This window comes from Anaerobacillus sp. QJM3NY_17, from assembly GCF_056173665.1.
In genome coordinates this window covers 738,662-765,209 of record NZ_CM149685.1, presented here as the reverse complement: position 1 = coordinate 765,209, position 26,548 = coordinate 738,662, and the positions used below count along the sequence as shown (strand labels likewise).

At 39.3% G+C, this 26,548-nt stretch carries 26 protein-coding genes; 6 read left to right on the top strand and 20 right to left on the bottom strand.

Translation table 11 applies throughout. From position 1 onward, the window contains the following. Window positions 1–221 precede the first annotated feature (221 nt). Window positions 222–1,334, top strand: a complete 1,113-nt coding sequence (locus AC0VYV_RS04135; protein ID WP_475374468.1) for a GGDEF domain-containing protein — start codon at window positions 222–224, stop codon at window positions 1,332–1,334. Window positions 1,335–1,393: 59 nt separating this feature from the next. Here AC0VYV_RS04135 and coaW read toward each other — a convergent pair whose 3' ends face one another. The 8 genes from coaW to AC0VYV_RS04095 form a co-directional block, all read right to left on the bottom strand. Further along, entirely contained in the window at window positions 1,394–2,200 is an 807-nt protein-coding gene (gene coaW, locus AC0VYV_RS04130) for a type II pantothenate kinase (RefSeq protein ID WP_475366619.1), read from the bottom strand. 138 nt (window positions 2,201–2,338) lie between these two features. Beyond that, on the bottom strand, window positions 2,339–4,180 hold the full coding sequence (locus tag AC0VYV_RS04125; RefSeq protein ID WP_475368444.1) for a PAS domain S-box protein: 1,842 nt from the start codon (window positions 4,178–4,180) through the stop codon (window positions 2,339–2,341). A gap of 152 nt (window positions 4,181–4,332) precedes the next feature. Then, window positions 4,333–5,139 carry an AAC(3) family N-acetyltransferase gene (locus AC0VYV_RS04120; RefSeq protein WP_475366617.1) on the bottom strand — a complete coding sequence of 269 codons (807 nt, stop codon included), beginning with the start codon at window positions 5,137–5,139 and terminating at the stop codon, window positions 4,333–4,335. Further along, entirely contained in the window at window positions 5,136–6,992 is a 1,857-nt protein-coding gene (abc-f, locus tag AC0VYV_RS04115; RefSeq protein ID WP_475374467.1) for a ribosomal protection-like ABC-F family protein, read from the bottom strand. Before abc-f ends, AC0VYV_RS04120 begins: the two co-directional genes overlap by 4 nt. A 200-nt stretch (window positions 6,993–7,192) precedes the next feature. Next, complete coding sequence (locus tag AC0VYV_RS04110; protein WP_430243857.1) at window positions 7,193–7,321, bottom strand: RAxF-45 family protein; 129 nt, start codon at window positions 7,319–7,321, stop codon at window positions 7,193–7,195. Between the two features lie 56 nt (window positions 7,322–7,377). Then, window positions 7,378–7,695, bottom strand: coding sequence for a DMT family transporter (locus AC0VYV_RS04105; RefSeq protein WP_194220338.1), 318 nt, complete (start codon window positions 7,693–7,695; stop codon window positions 7,378–7,380). Between the two features lie 12 nt (window positions 7,696–7,707). Next, window positions 7,708–8,031, bottom strand: coding sequence for a DMT family transporter (locus AC0VYV_RS04100; RefSeq protein ID WP_194220337.1), 324 nt, complete (start codon window positions 8,029–8,031; stop codon window positions 7,708–7,710). A gap of 1 nt (window position 8,032) precedes the next feature. Further along, window positions 8,033–8,617, bottom strand: a complete 585-nt coding sequence (locus tag AC0VYV_RS04095) for a TetR/AcrR family transcriptional regulator (protein ID WP_194220336.1) — start codon at window positions 8,615–8,617, stop codon at window positions 8,033–8,035. A gap of 697 nt (window positions 8,618–9,314) precedes the next feature. Between AC0VYV_RS04095 and AC0VYV_RS04090 the strand changes: the two genes are divergently transcribed. Next, entirely contained in the window at window positions 9,315–10,472 is a 1,158-nt protein-coding gene (locus tag AC0VYV_RS04090; protein ID WP_430243861.1) for a zinc-ribbon domain-containing protein, read from the top strand. Window positions 10,473–10,494: 22 nt separating this feature from the next. Beyond that, a complete protein-coding gene (locus AC0VYV_RS04085; RefSeq protein WP_475368440.1) occupies window positions 10,495–11,658 on the top strand; it encodes a S1C family serine protease in 1,164 nt (387 codons plus the stop codon). Between the two features lie 54 nt (window positions 11,659–11,712). Here AC0VYV_RS04085 and AC0VYV_RS04080 read toward each other — a convergent pair whose 3' ends face one another. Beyond that, entirely contained in the window at window positions 11,713–12,549 is an 837-nt protein-coding gene (locus AC0VYV_RS04080) for an SPL family radical SAM protein (protein ID WP_475368439.1), read from the bottom strand. Between the two features lie 111 nt (window positions 12,550–12,660). Here AC0VYV_RS04080 and AC0VYV_RS04075 point away from each other — a divergent pair, with 111 nt between their 5' ends. Next, on the top strand, window positions 12,661–13,062 hold the full coding sequence (locus AC0VYV_RS04075; RefSeq protein WP_475374466.1) for a hypothetical protein: 402 nt from the start codon (window positions 12,661–12,663) through the stop codon (window positions 13,060–13,062). Window positions 13,063–13,202: 140 nt separating this feature from the next. Here the strand turns inward: AC0VYV_RS04075 and AC0VYV_RS04070 are convergent, their stop codons facing one another. Further along, entirely contained in the window at window positions 13,203–14,081 is an 879-nt protein-coding gene (locus AC0VYV_RS04070; protein WP_475374465.1) for a LysR family transcriptional regulator, read from the bottom strand. Window positions 14,082–14,196: 115 nt separating this feature from the next. Between AC0VYV_RS04070 and AC0VYV_RS04065 the strand changes: the two genes are divergently transcribed. Next, window positions 14,197–15,282, top strand: a complete 1,086-nt coding sequence (locus AC0VYV_RS04065; protein ID WP_475374464.1) for a citrate synthase — start codon at window positions 14,197–14,199, stop codon at window positions 15,280–15,282. 128 nt (window positions 15,283–15,410) lie between these two features. Here AC0VYV_RS04065 and queC read toward each other — a convergent pair whose 3' ends face one another. Genes queC through queD form a run of 3 tightly spaced genes read right to left on the bottom strand, consistent with a single transcriptional unit; the run spans window position 15,411 to window position 17,284 of the window. Then, on the bottom strand, window positions 15,411–16,085 hold the full coding sequence (gene queC / locus AC0VYV_RS04060; RefSeq protein ID WP_194220329.1) for a 7-cyano-7-deazaguanine synthase QueC: 675 nt from the start codon (window positions 16,083–16,085) through the stop codon (window positions 15,411–15,413). 1 nt (window position 16,086) lies between these two features. After that, entirely contained in the window at window positions 16,087–16,815 is a 729-nt protein-coding gene (locus tag AC0VYV_RS04055) for a 7-carboxy-7-deazaguanine synthase QueE (RefSeq protein WP_475374463.1), read from the bottom strand. Continuing rightward, complete coding sequence (gene queD, locus AC0VYV_RS04050; RefSeq protein ID WP_226616375.1) at window positions 16,808–17,284, bottom strand: 6-carboxytetrahydropterin synthase QueD; 477 nt, start codon at window positions 17,282–17,284, stop codon at window positions 16,808–16,810. Before queD ends, AC0VYV_RS04055 begins: the two co-directional genes overlap by 8 nt. A 262-nt stretch (window positions 17,285–17,546) precedes the next feature. On the opposite strand from queD, the gene AC0VYV_RS04045 reads away from it, so the two are divergent. Beyond that, the gene (locus tag AC0VYV_RS04045; RefSeq protein ID WP_430243874.1) at window positions 17,547–17,789 is read left to right on the top strand and encodes a hypothetical protein; all 243 of its coding nucleotides are present in this window, start codon (window positions 17,547–17,549) and stop codon (window positions 17,787–17,789) included. Between the two features lie 37 nt (window positions 17,790–17,826). Here AC0VYV_RS04045 and AC0VYV_RS04040 read toward each other — a convergent pair whose 3' ends face one another. The 7 genes from AC0VYV_RS04040 to AC0VYV_RS04010 form a co-directional block, all read right to left on the bottom strand. Beyond that, window positions 17,827–19,008 (bottom strand): aminotransferase, encoded by a 1,182-nt coding sequence (locus tag AC0VYV_RS04040; protein WP_475366608.1) that lies wholly within the window; start codon window positions 19,006–19,008, stop codon window positions 17,827–17,829. Then, window positions 19,005–19,499, bottom strand: a complete 495-nt coding sequence (locus tag AC0VYV_RS04035) for an Lrp/AsnC family transcriptional regulator (protein ID WP_430243877.1) — start codon at window positions 19,497–19,499, stop codon at window positions 19,005–19,007. The genes AC0VYV_RS04040 and AC0VYV_RS04035 overlap by 4 nt, the downstream gene beginning before the upstream one ends. 88 nt (window positions 19,500–19,587) lie before the next feature. After that, on the bottom strand, window positions 19,588–21,096 hold the full coding sequence (gene hutH, locus AC0VYV_RS04030; protein WP_475374462.1) for a histidine ammonia-lyase: 1,509 nt from the start codon (window positions 21,094–21,096) through the stop codon (window positions 19,588–19,590). 136 nt (window positions 21,097–21,232) lie between these two features. Beyond that, window positions 21,233–22,294: a Ger(x)C family spore germination protein gene (locus tag AC0VYV_RS04025; RefSeq protein WP_475366606.1), complete on the bottom strand. Its 1,062-nt coding sequence runs from the start codon at window positions 22,292–22,294 to the stop codon at window positions 21,233–21,235. Next, window positions 22,291–23,382: a GerAB/ArcD/ProY family transporter gene (locus AC0VYV_RS04020; protein WP_430243882.1), complete on the bottom strand. Its 1,092-nt coding sequence runs from the start codon at window positions 23,380–23,382 to the stop codon at window positions 22,291–22,293. The genes AC0VYV_RS04025 and AC0VYV_RS04020 overlap by 4 nt, the downstream gene beginning before the upstream one ends. A gap of 12 nt (window positions 23,383–23,394) precedes the next feature. Then, on the bottom strand, window positions 23,395–24,885 hold the full coding sequence (locus tag AC0VYV_RS04015; protein ID WP_475366604.1) for a spore germination protein: 1,491 nt from the start codon (window positions 24,883–24,885) through the stop codon (window positions 23,395–23,397). Window positions 24,886–24,992: 107 nt separating this feature from the next. Beyond that, window positions 24,993–26,411, bottom strand: a complete 1,419-nt coding sequence (locus AC0VYV_RS04010) for a cryptochrome/photolyase family protein (protein ID WP_475368432.1) — start codon at window positions 26,409–26,411, stop codon at window positions 24,993–24,995. Window positions 26,412–26,548 lie beyond the last annotated feature (137 nt).

Genomic DNA, 26,548 nt, shown 5'->3' with positions numbered 1-26,548 from the left:
TTTATCCATTCTTTATCATAACAAATAATTTTGTTTCCCCAAAAAAACCACTGTGCTAAGAAGCACAGTGGGATGAGTTGGTTTTAAAACGTTTCTTTTTTCATTCGACGATACTTTCCGATCATTGCGTAAAAGATCTTGAGGAAATATTGAACCGGTTATTTATTGAAAATGGTAAAATAAAGTCGAAAGAAATCACCAGAAATTCGAGGTGTAGTCGAATGCAGTTAATACATGACTTTTTTGTAAATATGATGATTATACTAGCTCTACTTTTTATTTATTATCAATTTTTTAGAGAAGAAAATCTATCACGAACATCTTCTTTGAAAAGAAAATCCCTTAGTGGTTTGTATGCAGGAATAATCGGGGTTTTCCTGATGATATATAGCATTCAAGTTGATGCAACGACCATTGTCGATCTAAGACATATCCCTCTTTTACTAGTCACCTTATATGGAGGTCCAGTTCCTGGAGTTATTGCTCTTATTGTGATCCAAATAACGCGCTTTATCATTGGAATAAATCTTTCTTCCTTTGTTTCACTTGGTTTGCTAACTTCTCTTTATATCGGTTACCTTATCTTTAGAGAATGGAAGATTGGGATTTTCATCAAAGCTCTCTGGATGCTCCTTTATTCCAATCTCGTCTTCAGTATCTTAATCGTCTACTTGCTACTTGATATAAAAAGCTTATTTAGTGAAATCAACGTTCTCTTCTGGATTACATCAACTGTGACAGGAGTAATGGCGATTTACACAACAGAGCATTTACGAAAAATAAATCATCTGTTTAAAGAATACAAAAAGAGTGCTACTATCGATCCCCTTACCGGGTTAAACAACGTAAGAAGCTTTGATGAAGCGTTAAATCGCGCGATACAAGAAGCAGCTACGGACGATAACAAGCCATTGTCACTTCTAGTCATTGATATCGATCATTTTAAAAAAGTGAATGATACATATGGCCACGCAGCTGGAGATATCGTATTAAAACAGTTTGGTAAGACACTAAGAAGTGCTGCTAGATTAAACGATGTTGTATCTCGAAATGGTGGAGAAGAATTTACCATCTTATTAGGGGATTGCACTAATAGTGAGGCTTTGGAGATTGGAGAACGGGTCAGATCCATGATTGAGGAAAATTCTTTTGCAATCAATAAGGATTTAAGTATTCATATCACCGCTTCACTCGGTGCAAGTACTTTTCCCGAAACTGTTCCATCTCCTGCTCAGCTTTATCGAGAAGCAGATGAAGCCCTTTATCACGCAAAGAGAAGTGGACGAAATCGCATCTGTTCAAATGAACATACCATGAAAGTCTATGAGTATTAAAAAAAGGGGCTTCCTGCCCCTTTTTCATTTCCTATCTCATGATTCTATATGAACCCTGTTTAACGATATAATAATGCTCCGACCGCTCCACTGAACTGCCCCAGATGTGGAAAGTAAGCTTTGATATCAAATAATTCCTCAAAACGTTCAAGCTGCTGTCTAAATAATGGATTCGATTGAAAAGTAGAACCGATAAATACAATGTTTGACGTAGAAATGGTTTTCGCAAATGGGATAGCCATCATTAAAATCGATTCAGAAATCATTCCAATTAAACTTGCCAGCACATCTTCATCCTTTACTTCTTGCTGCTTCATCCGCTCAATGAAACCAAAATTACTGGCAGTTAAATCACCGCCAATGGGGGAGGCATCTCCATAAATATCCTTCACCTTTAAATCGATACCATTTCGATCGCCTTTTTCTGCTAGTCGAGTAATCTCTTGAAAATCTGTTCGCGCTGTCAATAAGTAAGCAAGTCCCATGAGCATTCCACCGCCTACTCCAGTTCCTCCAAGTCTTTCAGCACTCTGGCCATTAACAGAATGAATTGATGTACCAGTTCCAACGTTCACTACTAAATAGTTATCAGGTAAATGAAGCTTTGCTTGATCCACTAGCGCTCGGATGCCTGATGTAGTCGCTTCAAATTCCGGAACCATTTCGACTTCATTATCCACAAGCTTAGCAAGAGCCATTTGCTTCCCACCAGTAATCATTAACTTTGCTTCCTCATGGCTTTTCACCCATGACACAACATCACTTATATCACTCGTTGAAAAAGTCTGATAGCAGTATTTTTCATTCTCAAGATGCACAGTTTTAATTAATGTCCCACCAGCATCGATGCCTATTTTGTTTGCCATACTCACCCCTTCTTTCCCTATCTTAATGAGATAGTTTTATTCTATCCCAGTTCGTTTAAACAAGTAAAACATAGTCAGACAGAGTCAAAGCCCCTCTATCCTTTGAAAGAATAGAGGGGCTTTGCACGAATGAATGGATCACTCTTTCGGTAGTTGAATTAATACCTTTGTACCCTGTCCTGGCTTACTCTCAATTTTAAGTCGTCCTCTATGCTCGGTTATGATTTTATTACTAACGGTCATCCCAAGCCCAATTCCTTTTTCTTTATTGGTATAGAAAGGGACCCCGATCCGCTCGAGACGTTCTTCGTCAATTCCCATGCCATTATCATGAATCTCAATGATGACCCCATTCTGATTTTCTTCAAGAATCACATCAATTTGTCCATCTTGCTCAATGGCTTCAACCGAATTTTTAAGAATATTGATAAATACCTGTTTCATTTGGTTTCTCTGACATCGAATAACAATTGACTTGAGCTGACTACTTATATTAATTCTTATGTTTTTTGATGAAGCTTGTGGCGTAAGGACTGTAATCGCGTTTTTTATTAGCTTCAGCAAACTTACTTCAGCTACCTCAGAAGCCTCAGGCTTACCAAGAGAAATAAAGCCATTCACAACCTCTTCGATATTGGTAAGCTCATCTTCAATGATTTGGTGATACGTACGGTCACTTTCCTCCTGCCTTGCTAGAAGCTTTACAAACCCCTTTATGGAAGTAAGAGGATTCCGAATTTCATGGGCAAATCCTGCTGCTACATCTCCTATCAATGCAAGCTTCTCAATATTTTCGCGATATTGTTGAAGTTGAATCTTTTCAGTGATATCTCTTGAAATAAACACGAAATGATTGACGTTTCCCTCTTCATCAATAACGGCCATTCCTTTTGCTTCAAGTATAATATCATGTCCAGAAGCATGCAGTTTACGATAAATAGTCGTAATAGGCTGTTTGGTTTCAGTTAATTTCTGAATGGCTCTCTGACACTTTTCAAAATCATCAGGATGGATAAATGTCAAAATATCTTTTCCTACAACTTCATTCTGTTCATATCCTAATACTTCCTTATAAGAAGGTGATGCATAAACAGATGTTCCTTCATTATTCATCATACAAATTAAATCATTGCTATGTTCTAGAATCATACGATGCTTTTTTTCATTCCAATGAAGCAGCATTTCGGCCTCATGCCTCTCCGTAACATCTCTTGAAACGACAACATAAGATCGCTCATTTTCATCAGAAATACATGTCCCCTGTGATTCAATGTAACGATATATTCCATCCTTACGTTGCATGCGGTATTGAATGATAAGGGGCTGTCGATATTTGACTAATTTAAAAAATTCTTTTCTTACACGTTCCTTGTCTTCTTCATGCACATATCGAATTGAACTACGTCCAATTTCATCTTCAATTCCTTCTCTTGCGTATGCTCTATATGAAGGTGAAACGTATAGTAGATTTCCTTTCGGATCAAGTAAGCTTATAATTTCATTCATATTCTCTGTAATGAGTTGATAGTTTTCAAGAGTATTTTGTACATTGGCACGATCATAATCAACCTTTTTAATAATCGCTGTCGTTTGCCCAAGAAAATTCTCCACAGGAATCCCAGTAACTTCAACAGAGATATAGGACCCGTCCTTTTTCAACCATCTTTGAACGAGAACTCCAGGGTTAACACCATTAATAGAAGCTTCGATCCGCTTTGAAACAACCTCTCTATTTTCTGGATGAACCGTCTCCCAAATTGACTTACCTTCGAGTTCACTAAAGTGATCAAACCCGAGAAGATGAACGGCCGCATCATTTAAATAAAGCCACTTTTCTTCTTTTTGAACCACTAGTGCTGTAGTAGAACTTTCGTAGTACTTAACTAATCCTGCTAATTTATCATCCCTCTGTTCCTTAGTTTCATTCTCAGGAGGAGGGCCCGAACGTCTATAGATAGCTGTATTCTCGTTATGATTCATAGCTTCTCCTTCTAAAATATGATATTCGTGCAGCGGGTCTTTTGAGGGATATGAATACTTACATATCTTCTTTAAAAATAGCCGTTTTCCTGCAACTATTCTTTAATTCAAAAAAAGAAGATAACAAATGACGTTATCTTCTCCTCCTTTGTTCAATTAGAACGTTCTTCGTACCACCTACGTCCAAAATCAACGAGATCTCGTTGATTAAAAAGTTTGCATATGGCAGCACCTATCTTCATTCTTCTAAAGTGTTCTTTCTTTTCAAATTGAAACCCAATTTGATCAAAGCAATCTGAATCATAATCAATCTCTGTATATGTTTTCCATACTCGCTCACCATTTTCGATTATTGCTGCAGACTTTTCTGAGCGTTCCTTCTTGGTTGAAGCGTGTTCAGAAAGGTGAAATGAAGTGTTACTATCATGACCTACTCCAAGCATAAGAATTTTTCCATCAAGCTTATATATCTTTCCAAGAGGTGATTCCTCTCCAAAGCCACTCTTGATTAAATGGTCATTTGTAATGAAATATTTATGTTTGCCCCAGGCAGCAAACGAGTACATCGGATGATAACTGCGCACGACACCTGGGAATGCTCTAAACAACTCCGCTACCACTCCCATGCCACGCGTAGGAGTGGTATCACAGCAAAATGCTGGCATATTCTCTCGAATAATAGGCCACCACTCTTCTGGAACTGGCGGATTCATCCAGTCTGCTGGCTCTGAATTACTCGCTGACTGCGCTGGCATGACAATCGTTCCTTCTTCTCCAACAGCTCTTATCAATGCTAATATAAGAGCTTCTGCACCCCCGCATACCCATCCTAAAGAGCTTAAAGATGTATGAACGATTAATGTCATTCCGTCCTTTACCCCAAGCTCTCTCAAATCTTTTTCAAGACTATCGATTGTAAGGGGGAAATATACCTTATTCATTACATTTCTCTCTGTCATGATTCTTCCTCCAGTAAGATGTCATAGTATGATTCTCGTTTGATGCTCAGCTTCTCTTTTTCATCAAATAAGGCTTGAAGCTCTGTAAGTTCCTTCATTTCATTAAGCTTCTGATCGATTTGATCAATCAGGGACTCAATTTCCTCAAGCTCACATTCTATTGAATTCGATTTCGTTTTATTTTCCACCTTCTGAATGGGAGGTGACGGGACTATACTCTTCCTTGACCTCCAACCATCAATCATTTCCTCGTGCTTTATCTTAGCTTCTGAATAACTATACAAATGCTGGTAAAGGTGTTGATTTTCAATCCAAAATGTCACTGGAAAACACTTATTCAGAAAATAGCGATCATGCGAGACACAAACGATCGTCCCAGAGAAGCGCTCAATCGCATCCTCTAATACCTCTCTGGAGTCAATATCAAGATGATTTGTTGGCTCATCAAGAACTAATAAATTTAGATCCTTACTCATCAATTCAGCAAGACGTAAACGCATCTTCTCGCCACCACTCAAGGAAGAAATCTTAGCAAAAACGTCATATCCGTAAAATAAAAATCGAGCTAATTCATGTCTAGCGTCTCCTTCTGATACTTTTGCTGATTCACGGTAGACATCAATGACACGTTCTTCTCCACGATCTTCTAGGACATGTTGAGAAAGGTAACCGATTTTCACACTTCCGCCTACCTTTACTTGTCCAATTGAAGGATCTACATTTCCGAGCAGAACATTTAGAAGCGTTGTCTTTCCACTTCCGTTTCTCCCAACAATAGCGACCCGCTCACCGTACCTTACGTGCAAATCAACTTCAGTAAATAATACGTTTTGTTTATAACCCGCTGTAACATTTTCGAAAGTGAGAACATCTTCTCCACTGCGCTCCTTCACGTCAAAGTCCAGGCTAATTTTCTTCCGATCTAAAACCGGACGTCTCAATTTGTCCATACGCTCTAGAGCACGTTCCATATTTCTTGCACGCTTATGAAGGGCGGCATTCGGAGGATTAGCTTGATTAGCCCATTCTCTTAAACGTTTGATCGCTTCTCTCATTTTTTTGATCTTCTTTTGCTGTTCCTGATAGGCAGCAAACTCTGTGAGCAACAACTCTTCTTTTTTCTTTACAAACTCACTATAAGATCCGTGATAGACGGTTAACTCACCATCTTCAAGATCCATTATTTTCGTAACCACTTCATTAAGAAAATACCGATCGTGTGAGATCATTAAGACCGTTCCACTATATTGCTTTAAAAAACTTTCAAGCCACTCAACCGCTTCCACATCAAGGTGATTTGTTGGTTCATCAAGTAAGAGCAAATCTGGTTCTTTTAATAACAGTAACCCCAGACTTATTTTTGTCTTTTCTCCTCCACTCAAACGATCGAATGATGCATTCAACAAATGCTGAATACCAAGTCCATTCGCGACACTTTGAATAGATGAATCTATTTCATATCCTCCCCTACGAGTAAAACTCTCAAGTAATTGCCCATATTCTTTAAGTTCACGTTCGGTTTCTTGCCCATTCGCCATTTGAGATTCAAGTACATTCATTCGTTCTTGCATTTCTACAAGATCACTAAAAGCTTTTCTTAAGACATCTTCTACCAGTACCCCTGGATAATTTGGAATTTGGGCTAAGTATCCGATCTCTGCCCCTTTTTTATAATAAATCATTCCATCATCTACCTGCTCAACACCTGCTAACAATTGAAAAAGAGTCGTCTTTCCACAACCATTCCTTCCAACAATACCTACACGTTCCTTCGCATTTATCTCAAAAGATATATCTTCAAAAATAAGAGTTCCACCAAGCATCTTACTAATTGATTGTGCTGTAACGATCATTATAATCAGTCCTTTCATTCAGATAAGCATACAAAAAACCACAGATAAGGATACACCTCACCTGTGGTTGAATCTGGCATCATTTCACTTTAAGTCTACTAAAACCTTAAGATACTTAAAGCAAATAAAAAAGAGCGACAAATTTGCCGCTCTCTTTCCAGTAATTTTATACATTCCGCCTGAAGCAGGGTAAGAGAGCCTTACGCTTTGTTTCTTATGAAGTTGCTGTTTTTGGACACACCTGTCCCCTCGGCAGCTACTTCATGAAAAATCGCACGGCAAATTGATACATAATCCATAAATTCCGTACGTACAAAAGCGTTAGACATCCCTTCCTCACCTCCTTAAATTAATACTTTCATTCTATCTGAATGCTCTGACAAAATCAACCTTCTGCTACGCGAAGACCAATGACAGAAATGACAACACAAGATATTAACACTAATTGCATTCTATTTTTGGGTTCTTTAAACCAATACATACCGATCAATACACTGCCCGCTGATCCTATGCCAGTCCATATCGCATAGGCTGTGCCTACCGGTAGAGCTTTTAATGATAAAGACAACATAAAAAAGCTCATGCTTCCGAAAAGAATTGTAAAAATAGAAGGCTTTAATTTTGTAAACCCTTCTGATAACTTCAAGCTAATAACACCGCCAACTTCACCTAGACCAGCGATTAACAATGCAATCCATGCCATTTTGCTTCCCTCCTAAGCTTCCTTTGCATTTAACTTCAAACCGATAATAGAAGAAATAAGCAATAAGATAAAAAATAGTTTTATGAAACTAATCGATTCATTTAAGAACATCATTCCAATCACAGCTGTCCCTGCTGCGCCTAATCCTGTAAATATGGCGTATGCTGTACCTACAGGTAAATATTTTAATGCTCTAGCGAAAAAGTAAAAGCTTGTTGCAATACCAACGATCGTTAACAAGCTTATAAGTGGTTTCGTAAAGCCATCTGAATATTTTAATCCAATAGCCCATAATACTTCCATCAGACCACCGATCACAAGATAGATCCATGCCATCTTATTTCTCCTCCTTACTATGAACGCCTCTAATAAATAGAGTCCAGGAATTTTCTAACCGTTTATTATGTTCTTCAGGTGAATAGTAGAAAATTTGTTCAAACATACCGTCAAGTAAACATAAATAAGCATCAAAAACTCGTTCCCATTCCTCATTTGGGAGCATCTGCTCGAGAATAGACTTAATCACTCTCTTCATCACATTCTCCGTTTTTTCAAACATTTGAGCGATTTCCTTCCGTAACGACTCTGGTGGAAATAGCATCATTCTTTTGAAAATAAGTCCCATTTCATCATTCCGTAAATACTCTGTATTTTCACGAAGAAGGTCATATAATTGTTTCTCAGGTGATTGATTGCTTAATCGTTCAGCCGTCTTTACAAAAAACGCATTGTAATCAACTGATACTTTATGAATCACACCTAAAAATAAATCTTCTTTACTTTTATAATGCGCATATAAGGAAGGTTTTTTTATGCCTACTCCTTTAGCAATATCCGAAAGGGATGTCCCTTCAAATCCATTACGTGCAAATAGAATGAGGGCCACCTCTTTAATTCGATCCTGAGTCGATTCTTTTTTCATATAACATTACCTACCGATCGTTAGTTGTTAACAAATAAAAAACGCAGGCATTTGCCTACCACTCGTTAGTTATTATATCAACAATTCCTATCTTATGCAACGATCACAAAAAAAAGCAGCCACTAGGTAAATATCGTAGTGGCTACATCTAAGGGAATAAGGGTTTTCAACTAATTAGACGAGCAACTACCTCATGAGGTTTCAAAAAAAGAAGATTTTTTCATTTCATTCTTATTCTAGGATTATCTAAAAAAAGAAAGTGATGAGTTATTGATCCACCATAGTGAAAATGAATGCTACACATATATCGGGGCAAAAAAAAGGACCGGCAAATGCCGGTCTTCCTGGTAACGGAATATTTGAAAGGGGGTCTTAGGATCATCTTATCAAAGGGGTATAGGTGTGAACAGGTCCTTCAATACCGGTACAATCGAACGAAGTAACTTCTTTTTCATGATTTGATGTCCTTTGAACTAGTACAATCTATTCACTTTTAATCATAACAAGAAGAAATATGTCTTTTGAATCAATCCCTCCCCCTCTTTATAGGCTATTTTATAAGTAAGCTCTTACTCGATTTGAGCGAAAATTGCTTTATATTTCAATTCCCCAACAACCTACTGAAAAATATTTCCCTTACAAGGGAAATGTGTCAAAATATAACTAGCAATTGAGATTGAAAGCAGGTGGAATAAGGATGTACTGTCCACATTGTGGAAAAAAAAGAGGCGATGATGAGCAATTTTGCTTCTCTTGTGGAAAAGAACTAGTCACTCAAAATAAATCTAAGCATAGCCTATCCATTCTGTGGCGTTGGTTACCAGTGATGGTGTTTTTTCTTCTTTCTAGCACACTTGCCGGATATTATTTTTATGAAGAATCAACGTCAAAGGCAGCGATTCGCTCTTTTGAAAAGGGAGAGGAATTAGCTAAAAACGGCAAGCTCGAAGCAGCACAAAAAGAATTTAATGAGGCTCAACAAAACCGACCTCGTTTCCCCGCTGCCAAAAAAAACGAAAATATTGTAACGATCGCATTAAACGTTGAAGAGACTTTAAAACAGGCGGAAACCGCAAGAAAAAAAGATAATTACAGTAAAGCCTTAGATTTGATTAAAGAAGCTGAGCAAACCTCAGCATCCTATAAAGGTGATCTTTTCTCTACTTTACAAGAAGACATCGGAACGGTTCGGACAACTGTGATGGTTGCCGAATTAAAGTATGATATGAAAGGGAAAGAATCCATTGATGAATTGAAACCTGTGTTAACAAGGGCTGAAAGTTTACAAGTGGATGAAGCCCAAGACATAGCCGGACAAATTCGAAATCAAATTGTCGACTTTTCAATTAATGAAGCAAATGGTTATTTGGAAGAGAACCACTTTACGGAAGCATTAAACTCAGTAGAACAAGGCTTAGAAATCAATAAAGGTAACGAAAAGCTATCAAACCTCCAAACCGTAATTGAAAAGAGACGAAATTCGTTTGAGGAGGAGCAACAAAAGCGAATTGAACATGCTATGGTTGCTGCAGCAAAAGAAGAAGAAATGAATCGTACAAGCGCGATTGAGCTCAATGAATTAGAAACAAAGGTGACAGATTACAATGAATTAAAAGTAACAGGTACGGTCACAAGCAAAGCCACTGTTCCCGTCAATTCGATCGGGGCTTCTTATAAAGTATTGGACGGAGATGGAAAAGAGTTTGATAAAGGGGAGGTTTATATTAACCCCGACAAACTTTATCCTGACGATACAGGTAAATTTGACTTTATGATCTACGATGTAGGTGAAGACGTGAAGGATCTTGATCAATTCACAGTCGAAATTGATCATTTCACATGGTACTTGGATTAGCAGAAAGGAGTATTCAAGACGGATGTCTAAGAAATTGGCTTTGCTACTATCCCTTGCAAGCTCCCTCTTTATTCTGATTGGGGGCGGCGCAGGTTTTTATTTTTTACATGATTACTATTCGAATACAACCGTTGAAGCGACATCTTCTCTAGGAGAGAAAACAAATGCTCCAGAGAACCAAAAGAATGCTTCAGACTTAAAATCCGTCATTCATGAGACACAAAAAAGCGTTGTGCAAATTGAAGTCGCCTTAAAAGATGGCACTTCTTCAGGATCAGGCTTCCTCTACAATGCGAACGGAGACGTCATTACGAACGCTCATGTTGTCGAAGGCGCTCAAAAGATTATCGTTAAAACCTCTGATGCTAAACAATTCGAAGCTCAAATCATTGGTATGGGTAATACGATAGATGTTGCGGTAATTCGCGTTCCAGGACTAGAGGGAAATGATCCCCTACCTGTTGCAGAAGAGCGCATGGCGGAAGTTGGGGACGATATCATTGCTCTTGGTAGCCCACTCGGACTTCAGAACACCGTTACAACAGGGATTGTCAGTGGTCTCGATCGAGAATTCATCTTAGAGCCCTATCGCTATGAGCATATCTATCAAATCTCTGCCCCAATTACAAAAGGTAACAGCGGAGGTCCCCTTATTGATGCAAATACAGGAGAGGCAATCGCCATTAATTCCGCAGGAACAGACTCAGGGGCAATCGGCTTTAGCATTCCGCTCCCCAACGTTATTGAGCAAATTAAAAATTGGTCTGATGACCCAGTAGAAATAACGGTAGATGATGAAAGTAAGGAAGAAGTATCAACACCACAAGGACTCACAGGAGAAGATTTTAAAAATAATGCTACCTATCTTATTGGATATTTCTATGAAAGCTTATCTACTCAAGACTATGTCACTGGCTACTCCTTACTTGGCAGTCGCTGGCAGAGTGAAATGCTGTATGAAGATTTTCGAAGTGGCTATATCCATACCCTTGACGTGGAAGTTTCAAATATGACCGGAAGTTTAAATCAAACGAATGATCAAGTAAAGGTAACAGCTACTATTAAAGCACAAGAACGAACCGAGGATAAGAAGACAACTACTTCTCTTTATAACGTCACTTACCAGGTTGGTTATGAAAATGACCAATTGAAAATTTTAAGTGGTAAGGCTGAAAAATTAAAATAAGTTAGACAACAAATAGGCTAGAGATACATTCTCTAGCCTATTTGTTGTTTTATATTAATACGATCCCTCTTCCGGAGGTGAAAAACCTTCTTGAGAAATATAAATGGCGCTATCAGGAAAAAAGGCCTGTAATCGCTTCTTTATTTTCAAATAGGCTTTACGTTGATACCAATCTTCTAGACCCGCATCTTCAAAGAGCTTGCGAATGCCAAGCTGCTCTGTTCTTTTACCACCGCTCCCATCACCCATGAAAAAGTCATCAAGCGTGAGGCGATCCGTTACTTCAGCTAACTTCTTAGGGAAATGTTCAGAACACGGGAGAAGTGGTGCGACTGCCGCTTGTACAGGAATACCGTTTGCTCGTAACGTTTGTAGCGCCTTTAATCTTGCAGCAATTGGCGGAGCTGATGGCGCAAAAATTTTGCGCACTGAATCAAGGTCTGTTTCTACTGTCATACTGACCAGAACCTTTTTGCCGAATTTTTTTAACAAATCAATATCTCTAGTGACGAGTGGTGAGCGGGTTTGAAGAAATAGAAAATCAGGCATTTCTTCTACCATAGCTTCAAGTAATCCTCTTGTTAAATTAGTCTTAAATTCAATAGGCTGATAAGGATCTGTCGAAGAAGACATAAAAATCGATACTTCTCCTTTTTTCCGAGCTTTCGGAATCTCTTTTTTCACAAGATCCACAGCGTTTTCTTTAATATCTACCCATTCTCCCCAATCCTCTTCCCTAAAAAGGGCAATCGGCATTCTTCTTACATAGCAATACGAACATCCGAAGGCACATCCAGCGTAAGGGTTCAGAGTGTGACTATATCCATTAAGAAATCCACTACCTTTTGTTAAAATAGACCGAGATGTTCGCTTCTGAATTGAAGGTTGCAATGGCGATCCCTCCTTCTTCGATTAGTGTACCACAAACCGAACGTACATTCGATTATTACGAATAATTTTTCCTTAATCGGGCACGGTAAAGGTGAAAGGTGGTATACATTGATGAAACGTTCAGTAAGCTGTCTCCTTTTCTTACTTCTTCTTTTACCAATTCATGCACATGCAGCTGGTCCGATTCAGCTCATTCAAGGAAAGTGTCCAACATCACTAGATCAATCAGCATCAACAAAAGGACTTACAACGAAAGCTACAACGATTCTTTCAGGCTTAATGGCCAATACTCCCTATACAAATTCATGGCAAATCATTAGCATGTCCCCTTTAAAAAAGAAGTCACCCTATTACGCGCCAGCCGTTAAAACCTGTGAAAAAAAAGTCGCAAATCACACTTACCTTATTGATGTACTCGTCACAAAGAAATCTTCTCAACTCCCCGTGCGCATGCACCTCTTTGCTTCTAAAGAAGAAAAGGGGTGGAAAGTTTGGGGACTAACTACTTACTAAATGTGTATACTTTATTTTACTTCGCACATACTACTCATGCGTGTAAGCTAGCCGTTAGGATCTATGACACGCAACCATCCCACACTCTTATTTCACACTCGGAAAATAAGAGGATAGCCCGATCAGGACGCTGATCGGGCTTAATTCATGCTTTTCTCAATAAATTGTTTAAATATTTCTGTTTCCTCCGAAAGATGTTGATAGACCATGTATGTGTGAACCTCAGACAGTTTGATTTCCTCAGTATCGACTTGAAGAATTCTCCCTTCAAATACCTCACGCCGAACAGATGACCATGGTAAAAAAGAGAACCCAATCCCTTCCTCAATAAATCGCTTTGTAATGTGTACTTGGGATACGACCATCGTTCGAACACCGTCATATTTAGAACGTAGTTCAACTAAAAGATCTTCCCAATAATCAGGATGATTGTGTGTGAGTAACGTTGATCTCAAACAAAACTCACTTAAAGTTAAAGGCAGACTTGTTTCCGCATCTCCCCCATCGTGTGGCACAACTAAAACAATTGGATCGGCTCCAATTTGTTCATTTTTCACATAGGCCTGCAAAGATTTCATTCTTGAAAGACCGAAATCTGCATCATTCTTGGTGATCATCTCTCCAATTTCATTAGACTCACTTACTTTTACAACTACCTCAATCGATGGATAAGCTTTCATAAATTGCTGAAGGACATTAGGTAGAACCGTAGCAGCAATTAAAGGAGATACAGCAATCTTCAACTTTCGATGGTACCCCTGCCTCCACCCGTTCATATGACGTAAGCTAGTCTCATACTGTTCAACTAACTCTTTGGCATGCGGAAGAAATTGTCTTCCTGCTTCGGAGAGCACCACTCTTCTACCGCTCTTCATAAATAGCTTACTGCCAATCTGCTTTTCGAGTTGTTGAATGTGAACCGTAACAGTAGGTTGAGCAAGATAGAGTTTTTCAGATGTTTCCCTGAAATTTTCATACGAAGCAGCTGTGACAAATGTTTTCAACCAGTTTAGATTCATTCTTACCCCCCTTATTGATAGCGTTTCTCTATTAATTATTCAGTAATTATTTATTAGTCATAATCATATCGAATCGATACACTAGATACAAGACGAATGAAATGGAGTTGAGTTTATGATTCATGCCGGATTAGAAGGAATCATTGCGGCTGATTCCAATATCAGCCTTGTAGACGGAGAGAACGGTTTGCTTGTCTATCGAGGACACTGGGCAAAAGAAATTGCGAAAGAAAAATCATTCGAAGAAGCTGCCTACTTCCTATGGAATGGTTCATTTCCTACTGAACAACAGCTAACTGCTTTCACCTCCGCACTTGGTGAAGCAAGACACTTATCACCAAACCAGAAGGAAATCATAAATCGTTTACCTAAAAAAATGGAGATGATGAGCGTTATTCGAACGGTCTTATCTTCCATGGGAGATCACTCATATCAGTTCCCAGCGACACAGGAACAGGGAATTCACCTACTGAGTATCGTTCCCACTATTATTGCCTATCGCTACCGCACTCAAAATGGATTATCCCAAATCGATCCAGACGTAACGTTGTCTCACGTTGGGAACTATTTATATATGTTGACAGGAGAACGTCCTCAGGAAAATCACATTAAAGCGTTAACTGCCTACTTCATTTTAACGATGGAGCATGGATTAAACGCCTCTACCTTTACTGCTAGGGTGATTTCATCAACTGAAAGTGATCTCGCATCAGCTATTACAGGGGCTATTGGCGCTATGAAAGGACCTCTTCATGGCGGAGCGCCAACTGGGGTTATTGATTTATTAGAAGAAATTAAGCGCGACGGCGATGCTGAGAAAGTATTGCGACGTAAACTTGAAAATCGTGAGAAGCTAATGGGCTTTGGACATCGGGTTTATAAAACGCGTGACCCCCGTGCCGCCGCTTTAAGCGAGATTACTTCAGACTTCTATGACGATGCTGAGTTTAAACTTGCACACGAAGTAGAAGACACGGCCGTACGCCTTCTCCAGGAGTACAAACCTGACAGAAAACTTTATGCGAATGTGGAGTACTATGCAGCAGCCATCTTAAGAGCGATCGAGCTACCAACAGAACTGTTTACCCCAACATTTACAGCAGCCAGAACGGCAGGTTGGATCGCACACGTGTACGAGCAAAATGACAATAACCGAATCATCCGCCCATCTTCTGTTTATAGCGGGGAAATGCCTGAGTAAGCAGGGGTGCGGATTCGGCGGTCGGCGCGGGTGCCTGTCACCCGCGCTATATGTCGAACCACTCCTCCGTTGGAAGTTTATTGTCCAAAACATAAAAAGCTGTCGGAGTATCCTCCGGCAGCTTTTTATTACACTTTATAAGGTATCGGATCTACCGCTCCAGCTTCTTCAAAGCCTTTCAGACGCAGACGACAGCTATCACACTCGCCACATGCTTCTTCTTCACCATTGTAGCAAGATGTCGTTAGTTCATAAGGAACGCTTAAACGTAAGCCTTCACTAACCGTATCTGCTTTCGTCAAGTTAATTAACGGCGTATCAATCTTCATTTCACTACCTGTTGCTCCAGCTTTTGTAGCTAGATTAACCGTTTCATTCATACTTTCAATAAACTCTGGTCGGCAATCCGGGTATCCACTATAGTCAACGGCAGATACACCGATGTAGATCGCTTCAGCTCCAATCACTTCTGCGTAAGCAGAGGCAAGAGAAAGAAAGATCATATTACGAGCTGGTACGTAAGTAACTGGAATTTCATCTTCATCCATATCTGTTGGTACATCAATGGAATCATCTGTAAGGGCACTGCCCCCAATTTGATTTAGAAAACTAATGTTCACAATGCGATGATCGGGTGCATTGTAATATTCCGCTACTTTCTTCGCCTGCTCTACTTCTCGGTTATGCTTTTGGCCGTAGTGGAATGTAATCGGATAAAGCTCATAGCCTTTTTCCTTCGCGATTCCCATGCATGTTGTACTATCTAAACCACCGCTCAATACAATCACTGCTTTTTTATTCACGTTACACACCTCTTCTATTAGGATCCCAAATAATCTTATGAAGCTGCATACTTAGCTTCACTTTGCTTAGTCCTGCTTCTAGAATTTTTTCAACAAGTTTGTGTGGAGGCATCGTTTCCCACACTGGACTATACAATACCTGACCTTTTTGATGATTTTGTGAGACAACTTCAGTCGCTACTGTGAAATCTTCATCAGAGCCGATCACGAACTTAATTTCATCATGTGTATCAAGAAGATCAAAGTTCTCATGAAGCATGCGATGCTGTTCACCAGAATCAGGCAGCTTATAGTCCATCACAAAACGAACTTTCTCCTGCCAGGCTTCATCGTCTTTTCGAACCGCTTCATATGGCGTAAGATCAATCGCTCCGTTCGTTTCGATATGAATGTCTTCAATATGCGGAAGATCTACCATCGCTTGAATAAGCGCCATTGATTTCTCACGATGAATTAACGGCTCCCCTCCTGTAAAACAAATGTGACGGCTATTATATTGTTTGATTTGATCGATAATCGAGGCAATTGAACCTGTGTATTCTGCTTTATCCGGTGCATAGCTATAAGGTGTGTCACACCAGCTACAGCGCAAGTTACAGTGAAAGACGCGTACAAATACTGTTGGAAAACCAGCGCGCGTTCCCTCTCCTTCTACTGTCTCAAATACCTCCACCATCGGTAGTTCCCACTTCATATATTCGGATTGTTCCGGTAGCACCCATTTACTCATTTTCTTCCATCCATTCCCGCTTTAGCGTTGCGTAGCTTGTTGGTGTTTCATAGAGAACTAGTTCTTCAATGCGCTGACCAAGATCTTTCATATTGCGCTCAGTCAGAGCTTGATCTAACTGCTCCCACATCCAAACAATCATATTTTCAGCGGTCGTGTTCATGTTCGGAAGCACTTCATTTAAATAATGATGATCCAACTTCGAATCAATCACTTCTTTAAATAGGGTTTTGATCTCACCAAAATCAACTGAAATGCCAATCTCATTTACAAATCCACTGATTGTGATGACGACTTTATACGTATGGCCATGCATGCTTTTGCACTTACCTTCGTAGCAGTGCAAATGATGCGCAGCATCAAATGTAAATTCTTTTGTTACCGCTACTCGTTTATGATGATACTTTAATTCGCTTTTCTGAATATCTTCTCCAAGTACTTCTACTTTCTTTGGAATCATAAAAGACATAAAAAAAGCCCCCTTCTTTATTCAGTAAGGGAGACGCATGAAAAACCCCATCTCCATTCAGAGAACTGGGCTACACTTTTCACGGTCCCTAGTTTTGTTTTACGAGAGGAGGGAATTACGAACTCTCCAACTTTATAATAATATCATAACACGTCATATTAGAAAAGGAGACGTATGCTAAAGCTCTTCTATTGAAGGAAAATACCGGGTTTAAAATTTAGAAAATAGTGGTGAAATCAACATCAGATGAGGAGGTGATTTGATGATGTCTAATAGTGGTGGCATGGATGGATTTGGCATGCTTTTTGAATTATTTGGTTTTCTATATATGGTCATTATTTTATTTATCGTGGTATTAACGATCGTATTCCTATTTAAAGCGATGAGCTATATGAAAAGAAAGAACGCTGCTGATCAAGAGCAGAATGAATTGCTCAGACAGTTACTTTCCAAACAAACGTCTTCAAGTATTTCAACAAGCAAAGAGGATCCAACTTCCTATTAATACATAACGCCGTCCTCACTGAGGACGGCGTTCCTAATTATCCTTTTGAATTGTGACGGTTAACAAACCGTTCGATTCGCTTAACAGCTTCCTGCAAAGAATCGATTGACGTTGCGTAAGAACAGCGCACATAGCCTTCTCCACCAGCACCAAAGACATGCCCTGGCACAACAGCGACTTGCTCTTCTTCTAATAACTTTTCAGCAAATTCATCTGATGTCATCCCAGTTGCCTGTACGGATGGAAATGCGTAGAATGCACCACCTGGCATATGACAGGAAAGTCCGATGTTGTTAAATGCTTTAACAAGAAAGTTTCTTCGCTGACGATAGCTTTTCTTCATTCTCTCAAGATCGTCTCTTCCACTTTTCAAAGCTTCGAGTGCCCCGTGCTGAGCGATTGTCGGCGCACACATCATTGTATACTGATGAATTTTCAACATCGCCGCAATGATTTCTTCAGGACCCGTCACGTAACCAAGTCTCCAGCCCGTCATAGCAAATGCCTTCGAGAAACCTGAAATAAGAATTGTACGCTCTTTCATGCCATCAGCTCGGGCAATGCTATAATGCGTCTCATCATACGTTAATTCCGCATAGATCTCATCCGAAAGTACGAGTAGGTCATGTTCTTCAATGATGTCCGTTACGTTCTTCAATTCTGCTTCAGACATTGTGGCACCAGTAGGGTTACTCGGGAAACACAGAAGGATCGCTTTTGTTCGCTTCGTAATCACTTTTTCAAGCGACTCACGCGTTATTTTAAACTCGTCCTCTGCCTTTGTTTCCAAAGAGACAGGTGTCCCACCTGCGAGCGTTACAGCTGGTGAATATGCAACAAAACCTGGCTCGACAATAATAACCTCATCACCCGGATCAATCACCGCTCGAAAAGCCAGATCAATCGCCTGACTTGCTCCAACAGTTAATATGATTTGTGATTCAGCTGAATAGCTCAGTGAAAATTGTTCATCTAAGTAAGACGAAATTTCTTCCCTTAACTCTAGCAGACCTGCATTTGCCGTATAAGCTGTATAGCCGCTTTCAAGTGAAGCGTAGCCCGCTTCACATACATTCCACGGTGTAACAAAATCTGGCTCACCAACACCAAGTGAAATAACATTATCCATTTGGGAAGCAAGATCAAAGAATTTTCGGATACCTGAAGGTTTTAATTGAGAAGCTGTTTTAGAAATATACTGCTGTTGAACTTCCTTCATGGTGACACCACAATCCGCTTATCCTTCTGTTCCGGTTCAAAAATCACACCGTCGTGTTTATATTTTTTAAGTAAGAAATGCGTTGTTGTCGATAAAACTGAATCAAGTGTTGAAAGCTTGTTAGAAACAAAGAAAGCAACTTCCTTCATCGTTTTCCCTTCGATCTGAACAGACAAATCAAACGCTCCTGACATTAAGTACACCGCTTTCACTTCCGGAAAACGATAAATACGCTCAGCAATCTCATCAAAGCCAACATCTCTTTTTGGGGTTACCTTCACATCAATCATGGCTGCAACACCGTCTTTGCCAGAAGTTTTATCCCAATTAATGACGGATGAATAGCTTAAAATAATATCCTGTTCTTCAAGTTTCTTAATGATTTTCTCTACTTCTTCAACTGATAATTCAACCATATCAGCTAAAACATCCATTGGTACGCGTGCATTATCCTCTAAAATTTCTAGGATTTCGATTTCTTTTTCATTCACTGTATTGCCCCCTGCTTTCCATCTATTTCATCTACTATATCATTCTTCTACTTTTATTTCATTTTGTTATTTGCACGGAAGGATGTTCCTACACACCTACCACAATTTTCTCGATATCCCCATTTTCCTTTAACCAATCGGTCAATCGTTCGATATCATATGAAAAAATGCGATCGCAGTCTATTTCTCGAACAATGCCTCTTCCTGCCTCATATATTTTTTTCGTTTCTGGTGCAAGCTTCGTGGAATCTCGATAGGTAATTCCTTGCATTGCACAAATCGCTTCAATCGCTAGAATTCTTCTCACATTTGTTGTAATTTGGGCAGCGTGTCGAGAGCCAATCGTTCCCATACTAACATGATCCTCCTGATTGGCTGAGGATGGAATGGAATCAACTGAAGCCGGATGGGCAAGGGTTTTGTTTTCTGAGACAAGTGATGCTGCTGCGTATTGCATAATCATTGCGCCTGATTGTAACCCTGGTTTGGGACTTAAGAATGCAGGAAGATCATTCAATTGCGGGTTCACGAGACGTTCAATACGACGTTCTGCAATACTCCCAAATTCAGCCATCGCAATCGAAAGAAAATCCATTGCAAGAGCAATGGGCTGTCCATGAAAATTTCCTCCCGATAGTACTTTCGCTCCCCCATCAAAAATAAGTGGGTTGTCCGTGGCGGCATTCATTTCAATTTCAAGTTTTTCTTTTACATAAGCAAGGGCTTGCCAGGAGGCACCATGTACTTGAGGAATACATCTGAGGGAATAAGCATCCTGAACCCTTATCTCTCCTTGCCTCGTTGTTAACTGACTCCCTTTTAATAGCTTTCTTAACCTTCTAGCCACATCCACTTGTTCAGGGTAACCTCTGACCAAATGAATGTCCTCATCGAAGGCGTCTGTAATAGCTCTCAAGGCTTCTAATGTAAGAGATGAGATCCCATCCGCTTCGTAGGCGAGTTTTTCTGCTTCAAGATAAGTGACAGCGCCCATCGCCGTCATCGCCTGTGTTCCATTAATAAGCGCAAGACCTTCCTTAGCGGTTAATTTAATCGGTTCGATTCCTTTCTCTTTCATTGGAACAGTCGCGTTCTCTCGCTTTCCCCGGTAGAATACCTCTCCTTCACCTAATAACGGAAGAACAAGATGAGCTAAAGGGGCCAGGTCACCGCTTGCTCCAAGTGATCCTTGCTGCGGTACAACGGGTAGAATTTCTTCGTTGGCATATAGCAATAGTCTTTCAATCACTTCACGCCTAATCCCTGAAAATCCTTTCAGTAAAGCATTCGCTCGCAGCAAAAGCATAGCTTTTGATACAAGGGGGGGAAAGGGTTCACCGATACCACATGCATGGGAATAAATAAGGTTCAACTGAAGCTGATCAACATCTGAAATTTGAATATGAACATCACTTAACTTGCCAAATCCTGTTGTAATACCGTACACTGTCTCCCCGGTTGCAACAATCGTTTCCACTGCTTTTCTGTTTTGATCAACACGCTTTAGACTCTCTTTCGAACAACTAGCACGCGCACCGTTATATAAAAGTTTTCTAAGATCATTTAATGATAACTGATAACCATCGAGTAAAATCATTTACTACCACTCCTCTACCATATTATCTAAGTAAAGGTACATAAAAAACTCGTTTTAAAAATCGAATCGATTTTTAAAACGAGTTTTTTTATTCCTATATTGTGTGTAATTGCTCATGAGCCCTTCACACCTTTCCTCAATCAATGATTCCTGATTCTCCAATATTCACTTTAACATCAATCGTTACAGGAACATCAGGATAACGGTCATACCATTTTTTAAAATCAAAATCTCTAGTCTGACTACGAGCATGATCACCGATTGAGAAAGGATCTATTCCTAATTCTTGAAATTTCTTAACCATCTCATTACCTTGAGCTTGCACGTTACGTTCAAGCGTCTCTGCAATTTCTTCTTTTGTCTCTTTACTCAACTTATCCCCTGTGTACTCTACAACATTTCCATTTAACTTAATTGTTATGTTTACTGAAGGATTGGTATTCCCATTTTTCACCTTATATTTCACTTTTGATTTGATCTTTTGTAGGTTTGCATATTCTCCATCTGGAAGCTCCAACTCATATAAACCAGCGCTGTAACTTTTATTAATTAATGCGAACATAAACATTTCATCCAAGTTCAGTTTCCCAACCATCTTTTCATCTTCAAACAAAGCGAGACCAGTTATTTTCACTTCAGTCTTTTCTTTCTTAAGTATAGGAACAACTGGATCCATCCCATCGCCATAATATTTGTAATCAAACAAGTGAATATTATTTTGGGGCATATTTCCATACTCAATCGATTGTTTAATTAGATTCTGTAGAAATGGGCCGATTCCCTGTAAATATTGAAATTCATTTTTTATGAGTTCGCCTGCACTTCCTTCTACTACACCAACGTAAATGAGACGACCAGCTGCTGGGTCTCTTAGAAAACTATCTAACACATCTATGATTCCCTCTTCAGCCATATCTTCACTAAATAACAATACCGCCATCTTCCCTATCGAAATTGGCTTAGGTAAACCACTTAATTGATTGCGAAGTCCTTTACTTGTATATGCCTCCGCTTCAAATGACCTTGTCTCAACTTCTTGATTTGGATCAAATGTTTGGAGAGAAATCGTTCCTTTGATTTTCCCTTTTTCGCCGTTGTCATAGCCAACGATAAATAGAATGGGAACTTCATCAATTATTTCCTCTGCTACACAACCTGTCAGAAGCATACAAAGAACTATTAAGCTGAAATATTTCATGTTCGCCTCTTCACTCTCCTCCAAATCATGCTGTATAAGAAAATAAATGGAATATAAAAGTAATAAACGTAGGTTCCTATAATAGAAGTTATCGTATTCAGATAGTCCACCTGATCACGATTCGTAACCATCACACATGCTGTAAAAACAAATGCAATCAAAACCAGAACAAAGTACTTTTGTTTTATATGAAACACCTTTTTTCCAACTCGACTTGCCCCCCACATCGTTAAGCAAATATTAGGAAAAACAACGAAGCACCAGAATGTTATCCCAAGATACTCAAATCGCTCTACAAATGGCAACTCGACAACCTTCCATGCAATTAGTGTAGACCAAATAGACTGCTGAAGTTGCCCCTCGCTATAAAATGCAAGAGAAATTACCATAACCATCGTGTAAATCAATGTCGTTAATAAAACGCCCATGTGTGCCCATATACGAGAGCTCTTCGGATTTTTTAAGAATGGATAAGCAAGTAATAAGATGTCTATGCCAACATAGCTTAGCGTCATCTGCCTTGTTCCAAGAGCAAATTCCTGCAACGAATGATCCAAGATAGGGAATATGTTGCTAAATGTAGAAAATTTCAATGGAGCCGTTGCCGTAAATACTAGCCACACTGGAATAACCACTCCAAAGAAACAGATGCCTGCTACAGTTCGAAAACCTCCAGCAAGCACATAATACGTTAACAACAAATACATTCCGACAGGTATCCAAGTGGCTAATTCAGGAAACATCCAGGCCTGAATGACTTCTATAAACGTACGAAGAATAACAATCGTCCCTAGCAATAAATACATCATTAGTGCAATGTTAAAAAACGCTCCTATCCACTTTCCGAACCACTTATGATGAAGATCAATAATGTCATAAGAACCATCACTAAGAACACGATACATCATCCATATAAACACGTGAAAAATAACACCTGTAATTATAACGACAATCCAGGCATCATTTCCTGCATAGGCCGCAATATAGCGAGGAAAGCCTAGTATTCCAACTCCCACCTGATTACTGTGAATAATAAACATGATCAGGAAGGGAGATATAAGAAGATCATTTCGCTTGCTCTGTTCCATGCAACTCACCCTCTACTGCTCATCGAAATCCAAATGATGCTCTTGGCGTTTTTTCTTATCCTCAAATCGCTTCGTCTGTTTCCCTCGAAAAAATTGAAATCTGTTTTTTTGCATGACATAAGGTAAACGAAAGAAAGAATCGTACCAATCTTTTACCCTCGGAGGATAAAGCGGCGCGAGATATGGGTTTCCAAATGATGTTAACCTGATCATATGCGTTAGAATAAATAGTCCAAACAGCGCTACTCCGATTAAGCCAAGAAATTGTGCGAACACAATTAAAGGATAGCGTAAAAAACGAATCGTATTAGTCATGCGATAAACTGGTGTTGTAAAAGAAGCAAGAGCTGATAAGGCAACCAAAATCAACAGAATATTACTAGTTAAAGAAGCCTCAACAGCAGCCGTTCCAATAACAATACCTCCTACAATACCGAGTGTTTGCCCAACCTTCGTCGGCATCCTTGCCCCCGCCTCTCGTAACAAATCGATTGTCACTTCAAGAAAAAACACTTCAATAACAGGAGAGAAAGGGATGTCACTTCTTGATGAAATTAACGTTGCTAATAACTTAGAAGGAAATAATTCATAATGATACGTTAAAACTGCAACGTACAAAGGAGTAGCGATAATCGACGCTAGAATGGCAATCATGCGGACGACACGAAAAAAGGAAGCAATATTCCATCCAAGATAGTAATCTTCAAAGGAAACTAACAATTGCCCAAAATTAATTGGACCAATTAGAGCATTAGAAGAGCCTTCTGTTAAGATCGCAAATGCACCAAAATTCATATGTCCTGTAATACGATCCGTTCGTTCCGTATCAATCATTTGCGGAAAAACAGACAGAGAATTGTCTTCTAACATCTGACCAATAAAGGAAGAGTCAGAAATAATATCAAAATCGAGATCTTCGAGACGCTGCATAACGGTATTAATATTCTGTTCACTAGCCACACCCTCAATAAAGGCAACGACAACCTTCGTTTTACTTATCGTTCCAACGGTAATCTCTTTCATTCTCAACCTGGGATGAGGGATTCTTCTACGAATTAAATTCATATTTGTATGAAGATCTTCGACTAGACCTTCTTTCGGTCCCATCACACTAAATTCAATTTCAGGAGCAGATAAATCTCTTGATTTGCGAAGACTAATGTTTACAAGGAGAACCTTTTGACCTCGTGAAAGTTGGATGGCAAGATAACCTTCTAACAACCGTTCTTGGATGACTGATAGCTCTGATGAAATCTCAATATTTTCGATTGGAAGAATACCTTTTAAGTCTTCAAGTGATTTTGACTTACATTCTTTAATTACTGGCAATATGTCACGGTGGAGCTGTTCAGAATCAACAAGCGATGCAAAATAGATTAACCGATAAGGCTGATCGCTCGCTTTATTTTCATATGCTACAAAATCGATCGATTGTTTAAGGTCTTTTATCATTTCCTCTAACGTAGATGGCTTTTCAGAAGCGCCTTTCTTAAACCATTTCACATGAATCAGCTCCGCACTTAGCATTCTCTTCCAATTAGCATGCGCATTTCTTGTCCTCTTATCCATCAAAAAAAGATCAGGCGCGTATATAGCACCTGACCTTTTTATCACGTTCTTTCTTTATAAACACTTAGCACCTTTTGGCGCTGTACTTTATGATCCACAGTTGGAAGTGGGTAATCTTCCCCAATGACACAGTTATTTTCCTTTTGCTCTTCTTCAGTCATTTTTGATGGTTGATGGATATACTTCTTAGGCACACCTTTTAACTCTTCAACGTATTTCTTAATATAAACACCATCCGGATCAAATCGTTCTGCCTGAGTCGTCGGATTGAAGATGCGAAAATAAGGGACAGCATCTGTACCAGTCGAAGAAGCCCACTGCCATCCTCCAGTATTGGAAGACTCATCATAATCAATCAGCTTTTCCTCAAAGTAACGCTCACCAAGTCTCCAATCGATAAGGTAATCTTTTGTAAGAAATGAAGCCGTAATCATACGAAGTCGATTATGCATCCATCCTTCCTGATTTAGTTGCCTCATTCCAGCATCAACGATTGGAAAGCCTGTTTTACCCTCTTTCCACTTCTGGAATTTTTCTTCATTGTCATTCCACGGAATGCTTCGATATTTGGACTGAAATTCACGATCTCGAAATTCAGGAAACTCTGAATGAACCATTCCATAAAAATCACGCCAAGAAAGTTCCTGAATAAACGTTTCTGCCCCTTTATGATCATATTCCGCTACCATATGAAAAAGGGTTCGGACAGAGAGAGTACCTGTCTTTAAATACGGTGATAACTTACTCGTCCCCACAAATGAAGGAACATCTCGATGATTATCATAATCCTTGATTCTTTCTTTCACAAAACGCTTCGCCCGTTGATTTGCACTCTTTTCACCAATCGCTTGCCAATTTGCTTCACACTTATTTAGTATGATTTCAAATTCGGCTTCAGATTCGGGATCAAGTGTATGATCTAACGAATGAGCATACTTCTTAACCTTCTTAAAATCATTTTGAATGACTGGTGGCTTTCTTAGCGTCCGCCATTGCTTATAATAGGGCGTAAATACCTTATACATCGTATCATCATGTTTCCTAACTTCTTTAGAACCATGAAGGTAGTAATCTTTATAAGAAAATACTTTAATGCCCTTCTCTTTCAGCAAGTTACTCACTTCATGATCGCGCCTCGCTCCGTAACCTGCTTCATCTTCATTAAAGAAAATGGCCGTTACATTTAAACGAGCCGTTACCTTATCAAATACGTCTTTTGGAGTTCCGTAGCTAATTTGAAAGGGAAGTTTCTCATTTTTACAGCGTTCTTGAAATTCAGCCACCGTCCGAAAGAAATAATCATGGTGGAGATCGATTGTATTCGTAAAATGGGGATCAAGCTGGAAAATCCCTACCCAGTTAGCATCATTTTCTTCACAATAGGCGATAGCCTTTTCAAGAGCAGTTTGGTCGTTTAAACGAAAATCCCGTCTAAACCAAACGATAACGATTTCACTCATCACATTCACCTCTACTATCATTTTAGTTCGAAGAAAGGGAGGCATACAGTTTGAATGTGCTATAGATGCCAACTAACGATATTGTAGCTAAATAAGTGGTCTACCTATAAGACAAATGAATAATTTATTCGAATCTC